Raw genomic sequence first — 18,295 nt, forward strand, 5'->3', positions numbered from 1 at the left:
CGTGGTGCCGCGCCGCACCGCGGGCCGCGGCCGCCGGTACTCGCTGCGCGACGTCGCGAAGCTCGGCGGGGGGGCGCCGCGGAGCCCCCCCGCGGGGGGGAAACCGGGGGGGGGGCCCCGGGTTCCTGCGGGAGCCGGTCGCCGGCCCCGTCCTCGTCGGACGCGGTCCTGGTGCCCAGGGCGCGCGCGGAGGACGTAGCGTCGGGGGGTGCCCGTTCCTCCCGCGCCCGGCGCGCGCACCCTCCTCGTCGAGCAGCTCGACCTGCACAGCGACTGCGCGCGCTGCACCGCGCTGTGCTGCGTGGGCCTGCACCTCGTGCGGTCGGCCGACTTCGCGATCGACAAGCCCGCCGGAACGCCCTGCCCGAACCTGCGTGGCGACTTCGGCTGCGGCATCCACTCCCGGCTGCGCGAGTCCGGGTTCCCCGGCTGCGTCGCCTACGACTGCCTCGGGGCCGGGCAACGCGTCACCGCCGCCGTGCGCGCGGCCCACGACGGCGCCACCTGGCGTGACGACCCCGCCGCCGCGCGCGACGCGTTCGCCGCGCTGCCCGTCGTCACGCAGCTCCACGAGCTCCTGTGGTACCTCACCGAGGTGCTCGCCCTCGACGCGGCCGCGCCGGTGCACGACGACGCCCGGCTGGCCCTCGACCGGACCGCGGCCCTCGCGGCCCTCGCCCCGGCGGACCTGCTCGCGCTCGACGTCGGTGCCGTGCGCCGCGAGGTCGGCCCGCTGATCGACCGCGCCGGCGCGCTGGTCCGCGACGCAGCGCGCTCCGGGCGGGGGTCGCGGGCGTCGTCCACCGCGGGCGGCCCTGCGTCCGCGCCCCGCCCCCGATCCCTCGTCGAGCCGTCGCCGGCCGTCCGCCGTCGGCTGCGGCCCGGCGCGGACCTCGTGGGGGCAGACCTGCGCGCGCTCGACCTGACGGGCGCCGACCTGCGCGGCGCGCTGCTGCTCGGCGCCGACCTGCGCAGGTCCCGGCTCGACGTCGTCGACCTGCTGGGCGCGGACCTGCGCGGCGCGGACGCGCGCGGCACCGACCTCTCGCGGGCGCTCTTCCTCACCCCGGCGCAGGCGGGCGCCGTGCGCCGGGACGAGCGCACGGCCCTCCCGGCGGCTCTCCGGGACTGAGCGTTCGAGATCGGCAGGCGCGTCCGAGATCGGCACGTGCGACCGCCCATCTCGGACGCCGCTGCCGACCTCGGACGGAGGTGCCGATCTCGCGCGTCAGCGCAGCGCGACCCGCCGCGCGAGCGGGACGGCGGCGACCACGCAGGCGACGACGAGCACGGCGGCACCCCACGCGAGCGCGCCGTACGACGAGAACCCGATGATCGCGCCCGCGAGGATGCCGCCGACGGCACCGCCGGCGTTCATCGAGAGGTCGGACAGGCCCTGGACGGACGTGCGCGACGGCGCGGGCGTCGCGTCGACCAGCAGCGCGGACCCCGCGACGAGCCCGCACGACCAGCCGAGCCCGAGGAGCACGAGGCCGACCGTGAGCCGCGCGGAGTCCTCGCCGGGCGCACCCGCCACGACGACGGCGGCCGCGAGCAGGAGCGCCGCGCCGACGAACAGCATGCGCGCGTGCCCGACCCGGTCCGCGAGCCACCCGACGACGGGGCTCAGGGCGTACATGCCCGCGATGTGCGCGCTGATGACGAGCCCGACGACCTGGAGCGTCGCGCCGCCGTGGTTCATGTGCACGGGCGTCATGGACATGAGCCCGACCATGACGAGGTGGCTGAGCACGATCGCGCCGAGCGCGAGACGCGCGGTGGGGCTCGCCGTCACGACGGCCCAGCCCGCGCTCAGCCCCGCGCGCCACGACGCGGCCGGCGCGGGCGCGCCACCGGGCCCCGCCGTCGCGGTGCCGCGGTCCGGAGCGGTGGCGGTGCGGTCCGGGGTCGCCGTCGCGGTGCCGCGGTCGGGGACCGCCGTCGCCGCGCGGGACGCGAGCAGCGGGTCGGGGCGCAGCCACACCGCGACGACGGCCGCGGCGAGCACGAACGCGACGGACGCGAGCACGAAGGGGGCGGCGCTCGGCCCGGACGACCCGTGCCCCGCGTGCGCGTCCCCGCCGAGGCGCAGCACGGGCCCGGCGACGCGGTCGGCCGCGCCGGCGAGGGTGGGCCCGACGACGGAGCCGACGGTCGTCGCCCACACGACGACCGACAGGTCACGAGCGCGCCGCTCGGGCGTCGCGAGGTCCGTGGCGGCGAAGCGCGACGCGAGCCCGGCGGCCGCGCCCGAGCCGAACAGCAGCATCGCGACGACGAGCAGGGGCCACGAGCCCACGAGCACGGCGACCGTCGCGAGGACCGCTCCCCCAGCCGCGACGCCGAACCCGAGCAGCAGCGACGGCCGTCGCCCGCGCCGACCGGCGACGTCCGCGAGCGGCAGGGCGACGAGCGCGGCACCGACGACGCCGGCGGTCGACGTGAGCCCGGCGATCGCGTCGGAGCCGGAGAGCGCGGACGCGACGAGCGGCGCGACGGCGATGCCGCTCGCGACGCCGACGCCCGAGAGGACCTGCGTCGTGGCGAGCGTGGTCAGGGTGCGGCGCTGGCTCGGGAGGTCGGGGACGTCGGACGGCCCGGGAGGGGCGGGGGACCGCTCGGCGGGGTGCTCGGTGCTCACCCCGGCACGGTAGGCCGGGGCGGACCGTCGTGACGAGCCCTCAGGCCGCCACCGGCCGTCGTGATCCTGCCGACGGCGGCCCAACGGGTGCGGTCTGGGCCTCCCGGCGAGGGTCCGTGCCGCGGCCCGGCGCCGCGCCGAGCGCGCGGAGCACGCCGCGCGCAGCCTCGCGACCGGCGCGGTTGGCGCCGATCGTGGACGCGCTCGGCCCGTAGCCGACGAGCTGGACGCGGGGGTCGCGGGCCGCCGTCGTGCCGTCGAGGACGATCCCGCCGCCGGGCTCGCGCAGCCCGAGCGGGGCGAGGTGGTCGAGCGCCGCGCGGAAGCCCGTCGCCCAGAGGATGACGTCGGCCGGCTGGAACAGCAGCCCGTCGTCGTTCGCGCCCGGCTCCCACTCGACGCCCGTGGCCGTCACCCGCGCGAACATCGGTCGGCGCCGCAGGACCCCGCTCGCGATCCCCGCGCGGTACCGCGGCGTGAGGGCCAGGCCCGTCACGGAGACGACGCTCCCCGGCGGGAGCCCGGCGGACGTGCGCTCGGCGACCCGCGCGACGGCGGCCCGCCCGAGCTCGGGCGAGAACTCCTCCTCGACCCACACGGGCTCGCGACGCGTCACCCACGTGGTCCCCGACGCGTGCGGGGCCACCTGCAGGAGCAGCTGCGTCGCGGACGCGCCGCCCCCGACGACCACGACGTGCTGCCCCGCGAAGTCCTCGGCGGCACGGAAGTCGTGCGTGTGGAGCTGGCGCCCGCGGAACGTCTCCATCCCGGGGTAGCGCGGCCAGAACGGCCGTGTCCACGTGCCGGTCGCGTTGACGGCGGTGCGTGCGCGCACGGTGCGCTCGCGCGCGTCGGGCCCGGTGCCGACCGTAGCCCGGACGCGCAGCAGCGCGGGGTCGTCGGGGTCCTGCGCCACCTCGTGCACGGTGACGGGCCGCACGACGCCCAGGTCGTTCTCCCGCTCGTACGCCGCGTAGTAGCGCGGGACGGCGACGTTCGCGCGCTCGTCCGGGTCACCGGCGGGCAGCGGGACGCCGGGCAGGTCGTGCACGGCGTGGGTCTCGGCCATCGTCAGCGAGTCCCAGCGGTCCTGCCACGCGCCGCCCGGTCCGCGTCCGCCGTCGAGCACGAGCGGGTCGAGCCCGACCCGCCGCAGGTGGTACGCCGCGGACAGCCCCGCCTGGCCGGCGCCGATCACCACGACGTCGCGCACGCCGTCGTCCGACCACGCGCGTCCGGTCCCCGTCTCTCGTCCGCTCACGCCCGGCACAACGACCCGGACCCCCGGAACCTTCCCCACCCCGGCAGCCGAACACGGGGTTGCTGTCGTTATCGCCGCCATCACGACAGCAACCCCGTGCTCGACGGCACGCAACCCCGTGCTCGCCGCACGGGGTCCAGCGGCGGCTACGCGTCAGGTGCGGTCGGGGACGCGTTCCAGCGTGCGGATCGGGCGCACGGCGAGGAGCGCGACGACGGTGAGCGCGCCGACGACGGCGCCCACCACGAGCACCTGGTCCGTGCCGATCGCGGCGACGGCCGGACCGGCGAGCGCTGCGCCGATCGGGTACATGCCGACGGACCCCGCGACCTCGTACGCGTGGACCCGGTTGAGGACCTCGCCCGGCACCTGGGTCTGCACGCTCGTCGCCCACATGACGCCCCACACGCCGACCCCGACGCCCACGAGCACCTGCGCGACGGCGAGCGCCCCCACCGGCCAGCCGAGCACCAGGCCGAGCGGGTACAGCGGGTAGGCGACGAGCGCGAGGGCGCCCGCGGCGAGCGGCCGCCGCGGCTTGACACGGATGGCAAGCAGACCGCCCGCGACGGTGCCGACCCCGAGGGCGCTGTTGAGCACGCCGAACGCCCCGGCCCCGTGCTCCGGCACGACGACGCTCGCTGCGACGGGGAGCTGCGGTCCCCACGCGAGCACGGCGTACACCATCCAGACGACGATGACACCCCGGAGCCACGTGCGGGACCGGAACGCTTCCCACCCGTCCGCGAGGCTGCGCCACAGCCCCGTCCCGGCGGGCGGCGCGGGCACGACGCCGAGTCGCAGCGCGACCAGGCACAGCGCGCTGGTCCCGTACGCGACCGCGGAGAGCACCATGACGGCGCCCGTCGACCCGAACCCGACGAGCGCCCCCGCGAGCGCCGGACCGCCGAGCCCCGTGATGGCCTCGGCCGTGCGCAGGACGCCGTTCGCGCCCTGCACGTCCCGGGCGACGAGCGGGACGGTGGACGCCGCGCCGGGCTGGAACAGCGCGTTGGCCGTCCCGGCGACGGCGAGCAGGGCGTACAGGTGCCAGAGGTGGTCGATCCCCCGCACGAACAGCACGGCGAGGAGCACGTGCGCGACGAGGTTCGCGACGTCGGCGACGACCATCATGCGGCGGGCCGTGAACCGGTCCGCGAGGACGCCGCCGAACAGCACGAGGCCCGCGAACGGTGCGACGAGGAACGCCATCGCGTACCCCGCGACGGCGAGCCCGAACCCGGCGCTCACGAGGCCCGCGGCGACGGCGACCGGGAGCATCGCCCAGGAGAGCAGCCCCGCGCTGCGCCCGGCCGAGCGGCCGCGCGGTGCGGAGCGGGGCATACCGACGCGGTCCCCCGGCCCCGCGCCTCACGGCTGCTCGCTCACGGACGTGGCAACCGTCACGCGGCACCAGACCTTCCCGACCTGCCCGGACGCGCCCTCGGCACGCCCCGCCGGCGTCCCGCCGTTCGGCCGCGCCGGGCGGCCGGGGGCAAGATGGACGGGTGGAGACGGCGATCCTCTGGCACACCGGGCCCCTCATCGACGACGTCGAGATCGCGCAGGTCCACGACCTGGCCGCGGCCGCCGAGCGCGAGGACGGCGTCGCGCCCCTGTCCGAGCAGCCGCTGCTCAACCTGCGCGACGCGACGGACGACGTCGTGCACCTGCTCACGTGGCGCGCGGGCGAGCTCGCGGGGTACGCCCAGGTGGACAAGCGGGGGGACGCACCGAGCGCCGAGCTCGTGGTGCGGCCCGGGCACCGGCGCCGGGGGCTGGGGTTCCACCTGCTCGGGAGCGCCGCGGACCGGGCCGCCGAGCCGCCGCCCACGGCCGACGACGACGCGCACGGCGGCCTCCCCTCGTCCCGCGCCGAGCACGACGGCGAGCCGGCCCCGGCACCGCTGCGGGTGTGGGCGCACGGCGACCTCCCCGCGGCCCGCGGCCTGGCCGCCCGGGCGGGCTACGCCGTCGTGCGGGAGCTGCTCGTCCTGGAGCGCCCGCTCGGCGGGCCCGCGGACCACCCGACCCCGACCCTGCCCGACGGGCTGCGGCTGCGCGCCTTCGTGCCCGGCCAGGACGACGACGCGTGGGTCCGGGCCAACGCGCTCGCCTTCGCGCAGCACCCCGAGCAGGGCCGGCTCACCGTCGCCGACCTGCACGCCCGCACGCGCGAGGACTGGTTCGACCCCGCGGGCCTGCTGCTCCTGGAGCGCACGACGCCGGCGGGCCCGGCGGAGCTCGTCGGCTTCGTGTGGACCAAGATCCCCACGGGTCAGCCCGACGGCGCGCGCGAGGGCGAGATCTACGTCGTCGGGGTCGTCCCCGCCGCGCAGGGCGAGGGCCTGGGCCGCGTGCTGACGGCCGCGGGGCTCGCGCACCTCGCCGCGCAGGGCGTCACGACGGCGGTCCTGTACGTCGACGGCGACAACGTGCCCGCGGTGCGCACCTACGAGCGCGCGGGCTTCACGCGCCGCGCGGTCCACGTCCAGTACGCGCGCACGGCCCGCGGGACCACGGCGTAGGCCGTCCTCGTGACGCGTGTCACGCACCGTTCACCAACTGGTGCCACCATGAACCCATGACCGACACGTCCACCCAGCGCACGCTCGACCCCGATCTCGCCGCGCACATCGCCGAGCACATCGCGGAGGAGCCGGAGATCGAGCAGGTGGGCGCGGAGCTCGACCTCCGTCCGCTCCCCGACGACCGGTTCGCGGACCGCGAGCTGAGCTGGCTGGCGTTCAACCAGCGCGTGCTCGAGCTCGCGGAGGACCCGAGCCAGCCGCTCCTGGAGCGCGTCCGGTTCCTCGCGATCTTCGCGTCGAACCTGGACGAGTTCTTCATGGTCCGCGTCGCCGGCCTCAAGCGCCGCATGGCGACCGGCATCGCGGTCACCGCGGCGTCCGGTCTCTCGCCGCGCCAGGTGCTGGACGCGATCAGCGAGCGCGCGCACGACCTCATGGCACGGCACGCGCGCGTGTTCGCCGAGGACGTGCAGCCGGCGCTCGCCGCCGAGGGCATCACGCTCGTCCACTGGGACGAGCTCGAGACGCGCGAGCAGGAGCGCCTGCACAAGTTCTTCCGCAAGCAGATCTTCCCGGTCCTCACGCCGCTGGCCGTGGACCCGGCGCACCCGTTCCCGTACATCTCGGGGCTCTCGCTCAACCTCGCGGTCGTCGTCGCGAACCCGACGACGGGCAAGGAGCACTTCGCGCGCGTCAAGGTGCCACCGCTGCTGCCCCGGTTCATCGCGGTCGACGCGCGGGGCCGCCCGAGCGCCCCGACCTCCCAGACCGCCGCTCCCGACCGGGGGCCCACGTCGTTCGTCCCGATCGAGGAGGTGATCGCCCAGCACCTCGACCACCTCTTCCCGGGCATGGAGGTGCGCGAGCGCCACCTGTTCCGCGTGACGCGCAACGAGGACGTCGAGGTCGAGGAGGACGACGCGGAGAACCTGCTCCAGGCCATGGAGAAGGAGCTCCTGCGTCGCCGGTTCGGCCCCCCGGTGCGGCTCGAGCTCACGCCCGGGATCAGCCCGCGCATCCGCGCGCTGCTCGTGCGCGAGCTCGGCGTGATCGAGGAGGAGGTGTACGAGGTCCCGGAGCCGCTCGACCTCACGGGCCTCAACCTCATCGCGGACCTCGACCGCGCGGACCTGCACTTCCCGCCGTTCGTCCCGACGACGCACCGCCTCCTCGCGGAGGTCGAGAGCTCGACGCCGACCGACGTGTTCGCGGCGATCCGCGAGCGCGACGTGCTGCTGCACCACCCGTACGACTCGTTCTCGACGTCGGTCCAGACGTTCCTCGAGCAGGCCGCGGCCGACCCGTCGGTGCTCGCGATCAAGCAGACGCTGTACCGGACGTCGGGCGACTCGCCGATCGTCGACGCGCTCATCGACGCGGCCGAGGCGGGCAAGCAGGTGCTCGCGCTCGTCGAGATCAAGGCCCGGTTCGACGAGCAGGCCAACATCTCGTGGGCGCGCAAGCTCGAGCAGGCGGGCGTGCACGTCGTGTACGGGATCGTCGGGCTCAAGACGCACTGCAAGCTGTCGCTCGTCGTGCGCCAGGAGTCGGACGGCCTGCGGCGCTACTGCCACGTGGGCACGGGCAACTACCACCCCAAGACGGCGCGCCTGTACACCGACCACGGCCTGCTCACGTGCGACCCCGACGTCGGGCAGGACCTCACGCGCCTGTTCAACCAGCTCTCGGGCTACGCGCCGCAGTCCCGGTTCCACCGGCTCCTCGTCGCGCCGCGCACGGTCCGGTCCGGGCTCGTCGAGCGCATCGACCGCGAGGCGGTCGCCGCGCGCGAGGGCCGCGAGGCATGGGTGAAGATCAAGGTCAACTCCGTCGTGGACGAGACGACGATCGACGCGCTGTACCGCGCGTCGCAGGCGGGCGTGAAGGTGGACCTCGTGGTGCGCGGCATCTGCGCCGTGCGCCCGGGCGTGCCCGGCCTCAGCGAGAACGTCCGCGTGCGCTCGATCCTCGGCCGGTTCCTCGAGCACTCGCGCATCTACGCGTTCGCGAACTCCGGCGGCCCGGCGATCGGCGAGGGTCCGGACAGCGGTCCGGAGGTGTTCATCGGGTCGGCCGACCTCATGCACCGCAACCTGGACCGCCGCGTCGAGGCGCTCGTGCGCATCACGGACCCCGACCAGGTGATGGAGCTGCTGGACCTGCTCGACGCGTCGATGTCCGAGCGCACCGCGTCGTGGCACCTCGACGCGGACGGCACGTGGCACCGCCCCGAGTCGGGCCCCGACGGCTCCCCGCTCGTCGACCTCCAGGCGAGCCTCGTGCAACGCCAGCGCCGTCGGCTCGCCGGGAGGCGGTAGCGGATGGGAGTGCCCTCCTCCGCCCTCCGCAGCGGCGTCCCGCTCGTGGACACGCTCGGCCCGACGCACGTGTCGCACGCCCCGGTCATCGAGTCGGCCGGAGCGCTCGTGTGGCGCGTGCACGACGGCGAGCTCCAGGTCCGGCTCGTGCACCGGCCGCGCTACGACGACTGGTCGTGGCCCAAGGGCAAGCTCGACCCGGGCGAGACGTTCCAGGCCGCGGCCGCCCGCGAGGTCGCGGAGGAGACGGGCAAGCCCGTGATCCTCGGCGTCCCGCTGCCCGGGCTGCAGTACCTCACGCCCGAGGGCCGCGTGAAGCGGGTCCACTACTGGGCCGCGCGCAAGGCGTCACGCCGGTCCGACGCCGGCGCCCTCGCCGCGCGGGCCCCCGTGCCCCCGGTGTCGCCGCGGGAGATCGACCGCGCGGCGTGGCTGTCGGTCGACGACGCCGCGCGCCGCCTCACGCGCGAGGCCGACCGCACGCCGCTCGACGCGCTCGTGCGGGAGCGTGCGGAGGGGCGGCTCGCGACGCACGTCGTGGTCATCGCGCGCCACGGGAAGGCCGTCGCGCGCTCGGCGTGGCACGGCGACGAGCAGGACCGTCCGCTCACGCCCGCGGGTCACGCGCAGGCCGTCGCGATGGTGCCGGTGCTCGCGGCGTACGGGGTCGAAGCCATGGTGACGAGCCGCTGGGACCGCTGCGCCCAGTCGATCGCGCCGTACGCGCGCGCCTCGGGGCTGGCGAGCCTGAGCAGCGACCACCTCACGGAGGCGCAGCACGAGCGCTCCCCCTCGCGCGTCGCGCGCACGGTGCGCGAGCTCCTCGAGTCCGAGCGGTCGTCGGTGCTGTGCACGCACCGCCCGGTGCTGCCGACGGTGCTCGACGTCCTGGGCCAGCACTCGCGCCGCGCGGTCGCGAACGCCCTGCCGACGAACGACCCCTTCCTCGAGCCGGGCGAGATGCTCGTCGCGCACGTGGCGCGGACGTCCAAGGGTCCGCGCGTCGTCGCGGCGGAGAAGGTCGCCCCGCCGCTGCACTGACGGCCGTCAGATGAGGATCGGGCTGAGCACCCAGTAGACGACGGCCGCGACGAGGGCCGCGGCGGGGATCGTCAGCACCCACGCGGCGCCGATGTTCTTGGCGACGCCCCAACGGACCGCGGAGAGCCGCTTGGTGGCGCCGACGCCCATGATCGCGGACGTGATGGTGTGGGTCGTGGAGACCGGCGCGTGGAAGATGAACGCGTTGGCGTACAGCACGACGGCGGACACCGACTCGGCCACGAAGCCGCGCGCGGGGTCGAGCTCGATGATCTTGCGCCCGAGCGTGCGCATGATGCGCCAGCCGCCCGCGTACGTGCCGAGCGAGATCGCGGTCGCCGCGGAGAGCTTGACCCACAGCGGGATCGTGTTGTCGTCCTGGAACCCGCCCGCGACGAGCGCGAGCACGATGACGCCCATCGTCTTCTGCGCGTCCTGGAGGCCGTGGCCGAGCGCCATCGCCGCGGCCGAGGCCGTCTGCGCGATGCGGAAGCGGCGGAAGGCCCGGGCGGGCGCGGCGTTCCGGAAGACCCACAGCACGAGGACCATGAGGGCGAACGCGAGGCCGAAGCCGATGAGCGGCGAGAACACCATCGGCAGCACGACCTTGTCGAGGATCGCGTCCCAGTGGACCGTGATGCCGGACGCGAGGCCCACGCCGGCGAGGCCGCCGATGATGGCGTGCGTCGACGACGACGGCAGGCCGAGCCACCACGTGATGAGGTTCCACGTGATCGCGCCGACGAGGCCGCACAGCACGATGACGAGGCCCTGGTGGGGTGGCACGTCGTTCACGGCGACGATGTCCTCGGCGATCGTCTGGGCGACCGCGGTGCCCAGGAGTGCGCCGATGAGGTTGAAGACCGCGGCCATGAGGAGCGCCGCGCGCGGGGTGAGGGCCCTGGTGGACACCGAGGTCGCGATGGCGTTCGCGGCGTCGTGGAACCCGTTGGTGTAGTCGAACGCCAGGGCGAACGCCACGACGACGACGACGAGCACTACCTCCACGGGGCTCAGGACTCCTTGAGCGCGATGGTCTCGACGGTGTTCGCGACCTTCTCGAAGGCGTCGGCCGCCTGCTCGAGGACCTCCACGATCTCCTTGAGCTTCATGAGGAGGACGGGGTCGGACACGTCGTCGAACAGCTCGGCGAGGAGCTTGCGGTGGACCTTGTCGGCCTGGTTCTCGAGGCGGTTGACCTCGACCCAGTACTCGGGGAGGTCGTCCATGGAGCGCAGGCGGGGCATCGCCTCGGCCGTGAGCTCGGACGCGCGCTGGAGAACCTGGACCTGCTCGGACACGCGCGCCGGGAGCTCGTCGACCTTGTACAGGACGATGAGGTCGGCGGCCTCCTCCATGAAGTCCATGCAGTCGTCGAGCGCCGACGCGAGGGCGTAGATGTCGTCGCGGTCGAACGGCGTGACGAACGTCTGGTTGAGACGCCGCATGATCGAGTGCGTCGCGTCGTCCGCGAGGTGCTCGGTCTCGCTCAGCTGCTTCGCGAGCTGCTTGCGCGTGGGGCGGTCCGCCCCGAGCAGCTCCGCGAGGAGCGTTGATCCGGTGACCAGGTGCTGCGCCGAGGCGGCGAGGAGGTCGAAGAACGAGGTGTCGCGCGGTGTCAGGCGCAGGCGCACGGGGGGCTCCGGAAGGGACGCGGGGTCGGGGTCTGAGCTGGCGTCGGCCACGGGGGCCGCTCGGCTGCCGGACGGGCCGGACGGCCGGGGTGGTCACGATCTCGGTTCGGATGATCTCTCGATGAACGCACGTCGAACTCTCGTCAAATGTAGCCGACGAGCGGAGCGATGCTGGAATCGTCCGGGTGAAGTCCCCGGATCCGCAGGATGCTCACCGACCGTTCCCGGCACCGTCGCCGGGGGGTCGTGGCCACCTCGCGCACCGCGCGGGGGAAGTAGTGACGCCGGACCGGGAGCGCCTCTCGGCGCGTGGCCGCTCGTAGCGGCTGAGTGTGGAGCCCGGGGCTACCGCGGCCCGACGTCGTCACCCATCGTACGTGCCGCGCCGCCCGTGCGGCACCGTTCAGGGCCTGTGTTCGCGCTCCGCGAGACGTGGCCCGCCCGCCGTGCGTGCGCGCGCCCGAGCCCGCACCCTGCGCACCCGCCACACCCGCCGCACCCGCCGCACGAGTCGCGCGCCCGTCAGTCGAGGCGTTCGGCGCGCCAGAGCTCGGCCGCGTGCTCGAGCTCCTGGGCGGTCCGCAGCAGCGAGCCGGCGCCGCGCGTCATGCGCAGCGCGCCGCCCGGGTCCGCGACCTCGCGCGCGTCCGCGTCGAACGCCGCGCCGGTCGCGAGGATCCGGCAGAACGACCCGGCGCGCTCGAGCGCGACCGCGAGGTCTCCGGTGAACACGCCCGACAGCACGGCGTCGGCGAGGTCGCGCACGTCCTGGGGCCCGGGCGGACGCGGGACGCCCGCGATCGCCTCGTGCACCGGAGCGGCGTCCACGCCGAGCCGGTAGCGCAGCGTGACGGTCTGCGGGTCGCGGCGCACCCACTCGCGCAGCACGTAGAGCCGCCACAACGCGCCGGGCAGCGAGTTCGGCGCGGCGTCCGACCACAGCGCGGCGACGACGTCGAGACCCTCCGTCTCGACGAGGTGCACGAGCCGCTCGACGACCCGCGGGTCCTCGGTGTCGCGTGCGCGGTGCACGATCGCGTGCGCGGTCGTGTGCGCGACCTGGTCGCGCAGCGCGGGGTCGAGCTCTCCGGGGAGCTCCTCCGCGTCGCGCGGGTCGAGCATCGCGGGGCGGCGGGGTCGCTGGGTGCGGTCGGAGCGGCCGGGGTCGGACCGGTCCGCGGGCGTGGCGGGGACGTCGTCGGGCACCCGCCCAGTCTCCACCCGGTGCGCGCCGGGTCGCACCGCCGGGCGCCGCGCACGCCCGACCTCGTTCGACGCGCCGGGCAAACCGCCCCGACCTACAGTGACGCAAGGGGCCCACCCGGCTCCGGGACGGAGCGGAGGGCGACATGTCGAGCAGCGGGACCGCAGGTCAGGCGACCGAACGCAGCGCGCACCGGAAGGCCGTCGGCCTCGCGGTCGCCGCCGCCGTCGGCGGCTTCCTCTTCGGCTTCGACAGCTCGGTCATCAACGGTGCGGTCGCCGCGATCGAGGGCCAGTTCGACCTCGACTCCGCGGTCACCGGCCTCGTCGTCGCGATCGCCCTGCTCGGCTGCGCGCTCGGCGCGTGGTCCGGCGGCCGGCTCGCCGACCGGTGGGGCCGCACGCGCGTCATGGTGTTCGGCGCGGTGCTGTTCTTCGCGTCGTCGATCCTCTCCGCGATCGCGTGGTCGGCGTTCGACCTCGCGATCTGGCGGTTCATGGCCGGCGTCGGCATCGGGATCGCGTCCGTGATCGCCCCCGCGTACATCGCGGAGATCGCGCCGGCCCGCCTGCGCGGCCGCATGGGCTCGCTGCAGCAGCTCGCGATCACCATCGGCATCTTCGCCGCGCTGCTGTCCGACCAGCTCCTCGCGGAGTCCGCGGGCGGCGCCGCCGAGGACCTGTGGTTCGGGTGGGAGGCCTGGCGGTGGATGTTCCTCGTGTGCGTGGTCCCGGCCGCCGTGTACGGCATCCTCGCGCTGCGGATCCCCGAGTCGCCGCGCTACCTCGTGGCCAAGGAGCGCGACGACGAGGCGCGCGCGGTGCTGGACTCCGTGCTCGGCCCGGACGAGGACGTCGACGACCGCATCGCGCAGATCCACCGCTCCATCGCGGTCGACGAGAAGAACGCCCAGGAGGGCTCGCTCAAGGGCTCCGCGCTCGGCCTCAAGCCGATCGTCTGGGTCGGCATCCTGCTGTCGGTCTTCCAGCAGTTCGTCGGGATCAACGTGATCTTCTACTACTCGACGACGCTCTGGCAGGCGGTCGGGTTCGACGAGAGCCAGTCGTTCCTCGTGTCGACGATCACGTCCGTGACGAACGTCGCCGTGACGTTCATCGCGATCGCGCTCGTCGACAAGGTCGGCCGCCGCCCGATCCTCCTCATCGGGTCCGCGGGCATGACGCTGTCGCTCGGCATCATGGCGCTCGCCTTCACGCAGGCCAGCGGCAGCGGTGACGAGATCAGCCTGCCGTCCCCGTGGGGGCCGATCGCCCTCGTCGCCGCCAACGCGTTCGTCGTGTTCTTCGGCGCGTCGTGGGGGCCGCTCGTGTGGGTCCTGCTCGGCGAGATGTTCCCGAACCGCATCCGCGCCGCGGCGCTCGGCGTCGCCGCGATGGCGCAGTGGCTCGCGAACTTCGCCATCACGCTGACGTTCCCGCCGATGCTCTCGGCGTTCGGCGCCTCGATCCCCTACCTCATGTACGCGATCTTCGCGGCCCTGTCGTTCGCGTTCGTGCTCGCCAAGGTCCCGGAGACCAAGGGTGTCGAGCTCGAGGACATGGGCGACGAGCGCGTGGGACGCGGCGCGGCCTGACACCTCCGCCAGCCCGGGCGCCGCGACGACCCCCGTCGGGCGGGCGCCCGGGCTCCGGCGCGCCCGCGGGAATTCCTTGCGACGAACAATGGTTGCTGAAAGCAACTTCACGGAGTATGCTTGCCTGCAGCAACCAAGGAGTCTCTGTGCCCGTCACCACCCCCGTCGCGCCGGCCACCGCGCCGCCCGCCCCGGACCCGTCGCCCGCGGCGGGCCTCATCCGCGCGCTCGACGAGCTCGCCCGCGCCCAGCGCGAGTCGGCCGTCCGCATCGCGCGGGACCTCGACATCCCCCGATCCTCCTTCGGGCTCCTGCGCACGCTCCAGCGGTGCGGCCCCGTCCCGCTCGGGGACGTCGCCGCCCGCCTCCGCGTGGACCTGTCCGTCGCGAGCCGCCAGGTGAGCCACCTGGTCGAGGCGGGCCTCGTGCGCCGCACCGTGGACGACGACGACCGGCGCGCCCGGACCGTCGAGCTCACCGACGCGGGCCGCCGGCTCGTCCTGCGGGCGTACGACCACATCGACGCCCTCGCCGCCACGACGTTCGCCGAGTGGCGCGAGGACGAGATCGTCGAGGCCACGCGCCAGATCGAGCGCGTCGCCGCCGCGGTCGTCGCCGTCCACGACGCACCCCGCACGGCCGGGTGACCGCGACGCCCGCCGGCACCGCGCCGTCGGGCACGCCCCCGCCGACGGCCCGCGCCCCGCGGACCGGCCCCCGAACCCCCTGACACCGCCCACCGCGCGTGGGCCCGCTCGAGCAAGGAACGCCAGCGCCCTATGACCAGCACCCCCGCACGCACCGCACCGCCCGGCGGCACGCCCACCTCGGTCGCCATGACCCGGCGCGAGGTCATGGAGGCCCTCTCCGGGATCCTCCTCGGCATGTTCGTCGCGATCCTCGCGAGCTCGATCGTGTCGAGCTCCCTGCCGAAGATCGTCAGCGACCTCGACGGCTCGCAGTCGTCCTACACGTGGGTCGTCACGTCGACGCTCCTCGCCATGACGATCTCGACCCCGATCTGGGGCAAGCTCGCCGACCTCACCAACCGCAAGGTCCTCATCCAGATCGCGCTCGTCGTCGCGGTCGTGTCGTCCGCGCTCGCGGGGCTCTCGCAGAACGTCGGGACGCTCATCACGTTCCGCGCGTTCCAGGGCATCGGGGCCGGCGGTCTGACGGCGCTCGCGACCGTCCTGATGACCGACATCATCTCCCCGCGCGAGCGCGGGAAGTTCATGGGCCTCATGGGCGGGATCATGGCCGTGAGCCAGATCGGCGGACCGCTCCTCGGCGGCTTCCTCACCGACGCCGCGAGCTGGCGCCTGAACTTCTTCGTCGGGCTGCCGTTCGCGATCGCCGCGATCGTCGTGCTCCAGCGCACGCTGCACCTGCCGAAGGCCGCGCGGCGCGTCGTGCGGATCGACTACTGGGGCGCCGTGCTCATCAGCGTCGGCGTGTCCACGCTGCTGCTCTGGGTGACCTTCGCCGGGCAGAACTTCGCGTGGCTCTCGTGGCAGACCTTCCTCATGGTGGGCGGCGCGGTCGTCGCGCTCGTGGCCGCCGTGCTGGTCGAGCGCGTGACCCCCGAGCCGCTGATCCCGCTGCGCCTCTTCACGAACCGCACGTTCGTCCTCGCGGTCGTCGCGTCGGTCGCGGTCGGCGTCGCGATGTTCGGCACCGCGGTCTTCCTCAGCCAGTACATGCAGGTCGCGCGCGGCAAGACGCCGACGGAGTCGGGCCTGCTGACGATCCCCATGATCATCGGCACGTTCGTCGCGTCGACCCTGTTCGGCCAGCTCATCACGCGCTTCGGCCGCTACAAGAACATCATGGTCGCCGGCGGCGTGGTCCTCGTCGGGTCGCTGTTCGCGCTCTCGACGATCGACTACCACACGAGCTTCGTGCTCATCAGCGTCTACCTGTTCCTCCTCGGCTCCAGCATGGGCATGCTCATGCAGAACCTCGTGCTCGCCGTGCAGAACACGCTCGCCGTGGAGGAGATGGGCGCCGGGACCTCCACCGTCGCGTTCTTCCGCAGCCTCGGCGGCGCGATCGGCGTGTCCGTGCTCGGCGCGGTGCTCGCGTCCACGGTCACGTCGTCGATCAGCGACGGGCTCGTGAAGCTCGGCATCCCGGCCGACTCCCTGGGCGGCAGCAACGCGGTGCCGGAGGTGTCGACGCTGCCCGCGCCGATCCGGGACCTCGTGGAGAAGTCCTACGGCGACGGCATCGCGGAGATCTTCCTCGTCGCCGTCCCGCTCGCGCTCGTCGCCCTGATCGCGGTCCTGTTCCTCAAGGAGGTGCCGCTCGGCACCAAGACGGGGCTGCAGCAGCGGCTCGAGCAGGAGGCCGCGCTCGCCGGCGAGGCGGACGAGGCCCCGGCCGACGAGACGCCCGGTCGCGTGTCGCTCGCCGAGGAGACGGAGTCCACGCTCCTGGAGGCGTTCGAGCCCGCGGGCGTCGTCGACGACCCGACAGCGCGTCCCGCGCGCTGACCCGGGCGGCGGGTGTTCACGGAGAATGCGGTCTCGAAACGCTTCGAGACCGCATTCTTCGTGTCGCCAACGTGTTGGTCGAGCGTCCAGCGGGTGAGTTTTCCACACGCGCGTGACCGCACGCCGCCCGGGGCGTCATGATGGGCGTGTGTCCGCCCAGACTGCCCCCGCCCAGCCCGCTCCCGACGTCGCGACCGCCGAGCCGGACCCCGCGTACGTCGACCTCGAGCGCGAGCTGCGGATCCTGCTGCGCCGCGCGGGAGCGGTGGCGACGGCGATGGCGCGCCGCATCCACCCCGGCCTCGAGGCGAGCGCGTACCCGCTGCTCGCGCACATCGCGGACCACCCGGGCGTCCGCGGGTCGGAGCTCGCGGCGCACTTCGGCGTCGGGCGCGCGACCATCTCCCGCCAGCTGAGCCGGCTCCACGCCCTGGGTCTCGTCGCGCGCGAGGTCGACCCGGACGACTCGCGCGGCCAGCTCATCACGCTCACCCCCGACGGCGAGGCCCGCCTCCACGCGGCCCACACCGGCCGCATCACGTCCATCACCGAGGCGCTCGAGGGCTGGGACCGGTCCGACGTCGCGACGCTCGCCACGCTCCTGCACCGCTACTCCGAGGACGTCGTGCGCTGGAACGCCAACCGGTGACCTCACCGGGGCGGCCGCGCGCGACCGCCCCCGACGACGCCGCGGCGTCCCGGTCCGCTTCCGCCGTGACGCAGCGGTCCCGGTCCGCGTCCGACGGGACGCGGGGCCGGCCCCGGAGCCGCCGCACCGTCGCGCTCGTGCTCGCCGCGACCGTCCTCGCGGGGCTCCTCGTCGCGACGCAGGTGCCCGACCCGTGGGGCGACGTCGGTGGTGACGTCCTGTACGCGGTCGCGACCTACGTCCTCGTGGTCCTCGTGCTCGCGCGCGTCCGCCCCGTCGTCGCGGGCGCCGTCGCGCTCGGGTGGTGCTGGGCCGTCGAGGCGGCCCAGGCGGCCGGTCTCGCGACGGCCGTGAACGACGCGGTCCCGCCCGCGGCGTGGCTGCTGGGCAGCACGTTCGCGGTGCGGGACCTGGTCTGCTATCTCGGGGGCGTCGCCGCGGCGTGCGCGGCCGACGCGTGGGCGGCTACTCGCCGGAGACGAACGTCAGGCTGACCGAGTTCATGCAGTACCGGTCGCCCGTCGGGGTCTGGGGCGCGTCGTCGAACACGTGGCCCAGGTGCGACCCGCAGCGCGCGCAGCGCACCTCGGTGCGGATCATCCCGTGGCTGCGGTCGGTGAGGAGCTCGACCCGGTCGCCCGCGAGCGGGCTGAAGAAGCTCGGCCACCCGCAGTGCGAGTCGAACTTCGCGTCGGAGCGGAACAGCTCGTTGCCGCACGCGCGACACGCGTAGACGCCGACGCGCTTCTCGTCGAGCAGCTCGCCCGTCCAGGCGCGCTCGGTGCCTGCCTGCCGCAGGACGGCGTACTCCTGGGGGGACAGCTCGGCGCGCCACTCCTCGTCGGTCTTGACGACGTCGTAGCGCTGGTTCTCGTGGATCGGGTTGGTCATGGTCCACCTCCGACGGTCCCAACCGCGCGTACCGCG

General features: G+C 74.7%; 16 protein-coding genes. 9 read left to right on the forward strand and 7 right to left on the reverse strand.

Features of this window, described 5'->3' with window-relative positions:
* Nucleotides 1-208: 208 nt before the first annotated feature.
* A complete protein-coding gene (locus tag GYH36_RS02660) occupies nt 209-1,132 on the forward strand; it encodes a pentapeptide repeat-containing protein (RefSeq protein WP_162289028.1) in 924 nt (307 codons plus the stop codon).
* Between the two features lie 96 nt (nt 1,133-1,228).
* Here GYH36_RS02660 and GYH36_RS02665 read toward each other — a convergent pair whose 3' ends face one another.
* The 3 genes from GYH36_RS02665 to GYH36_RS02675 form a co-directional block, all read right to left on the reverse strand.
* A complete protein-coding gene (locus tag GYH36_RS02665) occupies nt 1,229-2,641 on the reverse strand; it encodes an MFS transporter (protein WP_312028477.1) in 1,413 nt (470 codons plus the stop codon).
* A gap of 40 nt (nt 2,642-2,681) precedes the next feature.
* Complete coding sequence (locus GYH36_RS02670) at nt 2,682-3,902, reverse strand: FAD-dependent oxidoreductase (protein WP_312028478.1); 1,221 nt, start codon at nt 3,900-3,902, stop codon at nt 2,682-2,684.
* A 153-nt stretch (nt 3,903-4,055) separates the two neighbouring features.
* Nucleotides 4,056-5,246 (reverse strand): MFS transporter, encoded by a 1,191-nt coding sequence (locus GYH36_RS02675; RefSeq protein ID WP_162289029.1) that lies wholly within the window; start codon nt 5,244-5,246, stop codon nt 4,056-4,058.
* A 164-nt stretch (nt 5,247-5,410) separates the two neighbouring features.
* On the opposite strand from GYH36_RS02675, the gene mshD reads away from it, so the two are divergent.
* Genes mshD through GYH36_RS02690 form a run of 3 tightly spaced genes read left to right on the forward strand, consistent with a single transcriptional unit; the run spans nt 5,411 to nt 9,792 of the window.
* Nucleotides 5,411-6,430: a mycothiol synthase gene (gene mshD, locus GYH36_RS02680; protein ID WP_162289030.1), complete on the forward strand. Its 1,020-nt coding sequence runs from the start codon at nt 5,411-5,413 to the stop codon at nt 6,428-6,430.
* Between the two features lie 56 nt (nt 6,431-6,486).
* Nucleotides 6,487-8,751 (forward strand): RNA degradosome polyphosphate kinase, encoded by a 2,265-nt coding sequence (locus GYH36_RS02685; protein ID WP_024838967.1) that lies wholly within the window; start codon nt 6,487-6,489, stop codon nt 8,749-8,751.
* A 3-nt stretch (nt 8,752-8,754) separates the two neighbouring features.
* Nucleotides 8,755-9,792 (forward strand): NUDIX hydrolase, encoded by a 1,038-nt coding sequence (locus tag GYH36_RS02690; RefSeq protein ID WP_162289031.1) that lies wholly within the window; start codon nt 8,755-8,757, stop codon nt 9,790-9,792.
* A 6-nt stretch (nt 9,793-9,798) separates the two neighbouring features.
* Here the strand turns inward: GYH36_RS02690 and GYH36_RS02695 are convergent, their stop codons facing one another.
* From GYH36_RS02695 to GYH36_RS02705, 3 genes are all read right to left on the reverse strand, one after another.
* A complete protein-coding gene (locus tag GYH36_RS02695; protein ID WP_024838969.1) occupies nt 9,799-10,800 on the reverse strand; it encodes an inorganic phosphate transporter in 1,002 nt (333 codons plus the stop codon).
* A gap of 5 nt (nt 10,801-10,805) precedes the next feature.
* Nucleotides 10,806-11,426 (reverse strand): DUF47 domain-containing protein, encoded by a 621-nt coding sequence (locus GYH36_RS02700; RefSeq protein ID WP_047231395.1) that lies wholly within the window; start codon nt 11,424-11,426, stop codon nt 10,806-10,808.
* A gap of 522 nt (nt 11,427-11,948) precedes the next feature.
* Nucleotides 11,949-12,548, reverse strand: a complete 600-nt coding sequence (locus GYH36_RS02705; protein WP_162289078.1) for a hypothetical protein — start codon at nt 12,546-12,548, stop codon at nt 11,949-11,951.
* A 227-nt stretch (nt 12,549-12,775) separates the two neighbouring features.
* Between GYH36_RS02705 and GYH36_RS02710 the strand changes: the two genes are divergently transcribed.
* The 5 genes from GYH36_RS02710 to GYH36_RS19990 all read left to right on the forward strand — a co-directional run bounded on the left by GYH36_RS02710 (nt 12,776) and on the right by GYH36_RS19990 (nt 17,862).
* Nucleotides 12,776-14,224, forward strand: coding sequence for a sugar porter family MFS transporter (locus GYH36_RS02710; RefSeq protein WP_162289032.1), 1,449 nt, complete (start codon nt 12,776-12,778; stop codon nt 14,222-14,224).
* Nucleotides 14,225-14,370: 146 nt separating this feature from the next.
* The gene (locus tag GYH36_RS02715) at nt 14,371-14,871 is read left to right on the forward strand and encodes a MarR family winged helix-turn-helix transcriptional regulator (protein WP_162289033.1); all 501 of its coding nucleotides are present in this window, start codon (nt 14,371-14,373) and stop codon (nt 14,869-14,871) included.
* 132 nt (nt 14,872-15,003) lie between these two features.
* Nucleotides 15,004-16,719 (forward strand): MDR family MFS transporter, encoded by a 1,716-nt coding sequence (locus GYH36_RS02720; RefSeq protein ID WP_203231511.1) that lies wholly within the window; start codon nt 15,004-15,006, stop codon nt 16,717-16,719.
* A 148-nt stretch (nt 16,720-16,867) separates the two neighbouring features.
* Nucleotides 16,868-17,368 carry a MarR family winged helix-turn-helix transcriptional regulator gene (locus tag GYH36_RS02725; RefSeq protein WP_162289034.1) on the forward strand — a complete coding sequence of 167 codons (501 nt, stop codon included), beginning with the start codon at nt 16,868-16,870 and terminating at the stop codon, nt 17,366-17,368.
* A gap of 65 nt (nt 17,369-17,433) precedes the next feature.
* A complete protein-coding gene (locus tag GYH36_RS19990) occupies nt 17,434-17,862 on the forward strand; it encodes a DUF2809 domain-containing protein (RefSeq protein WP_162289035.1) in 429 nt (142 codons plus the stop codon).
* On the opposite strand, the gene msrB is transcribed toward GYH36_RS19990, so the two are convergent.
* On the reverse strand, nt 17,834-18,259 hold the full coding sequence (msrB, locus tag GYH36_RS02735; RefSeq protein ID WP_115941923.1) for a peptide-methionine (R)-S-oxide reductase MsrB: 426 nt from the start codon (nt 18,257-18,259) through the stop codon (nt 17,834-17,836). The genes GYH36_RS19990 and msrB overlap by 29 nt on opposite strands.
* Nucleotides 18,260-18,295 lie beyond the last annotated feature (36 nt).

The sequence above is a fragment of the Cellulosimicrobium composti genome (genome assembly GCF_010287905.1).
GTDB classification, from domain to species: Bacteria; Actinomycetota; Actinomycetes; order Actinomycetales; family Cellulomonadaceae; genus Cellulosimicrobium; species Cellulosimicrobium composti.

Coding starts and splice junctions, on each gene's coding strand:
- GYH36_RS02675 (WP_162289029.1), bottom strand. CDS start 5,246: ATGCCCCGCTCCGCACCGCGCGGCCGCTCGGCCGGGCGCAGCGCGGGG.
- GYH36_RS02685 (WP_024838967.1), top strand. CDS start 6,487: ATGACCGACACGTCCACCCAGCGCACGCTCGACCCCGATCTCGCCGCG.
- GYH36_RS02690 (WP_162289031.1), top strand. CDS start 8,755: ATGGGAGTGCCCTCCTCCGCCCTCCGCAGCGGCGTCCCGCTCGTGGAC.
- GYH36_RS02705 (WP_162289078.1), bottom strand. CDS start 12,548: ATGCTCGACCCGCGCGACGCGGAGGAGCTCCCCGGAGAGCTCGACCCC.
- GYH36_RS02710 (WP_162289032.1), top strand. CDS start 12,776: ATGTCGAGCAGCGGGACCGCAGGTCAGGCGACCGAACGCAGCGCGCAC.
- GYH36_RS02720 (WP_203231511.1), top strand. CDS start 15,004: ATGACCAGCACCCCCGCACGCACCGCACCGCCCGGCGGCACGCCCACC.
- msrB (WP_115941923.1), bottom strand. CDS start 18,259: ATGACCAACCCGATCCACGAGAACCAGCGCTACGACGTCGTCAAGACC.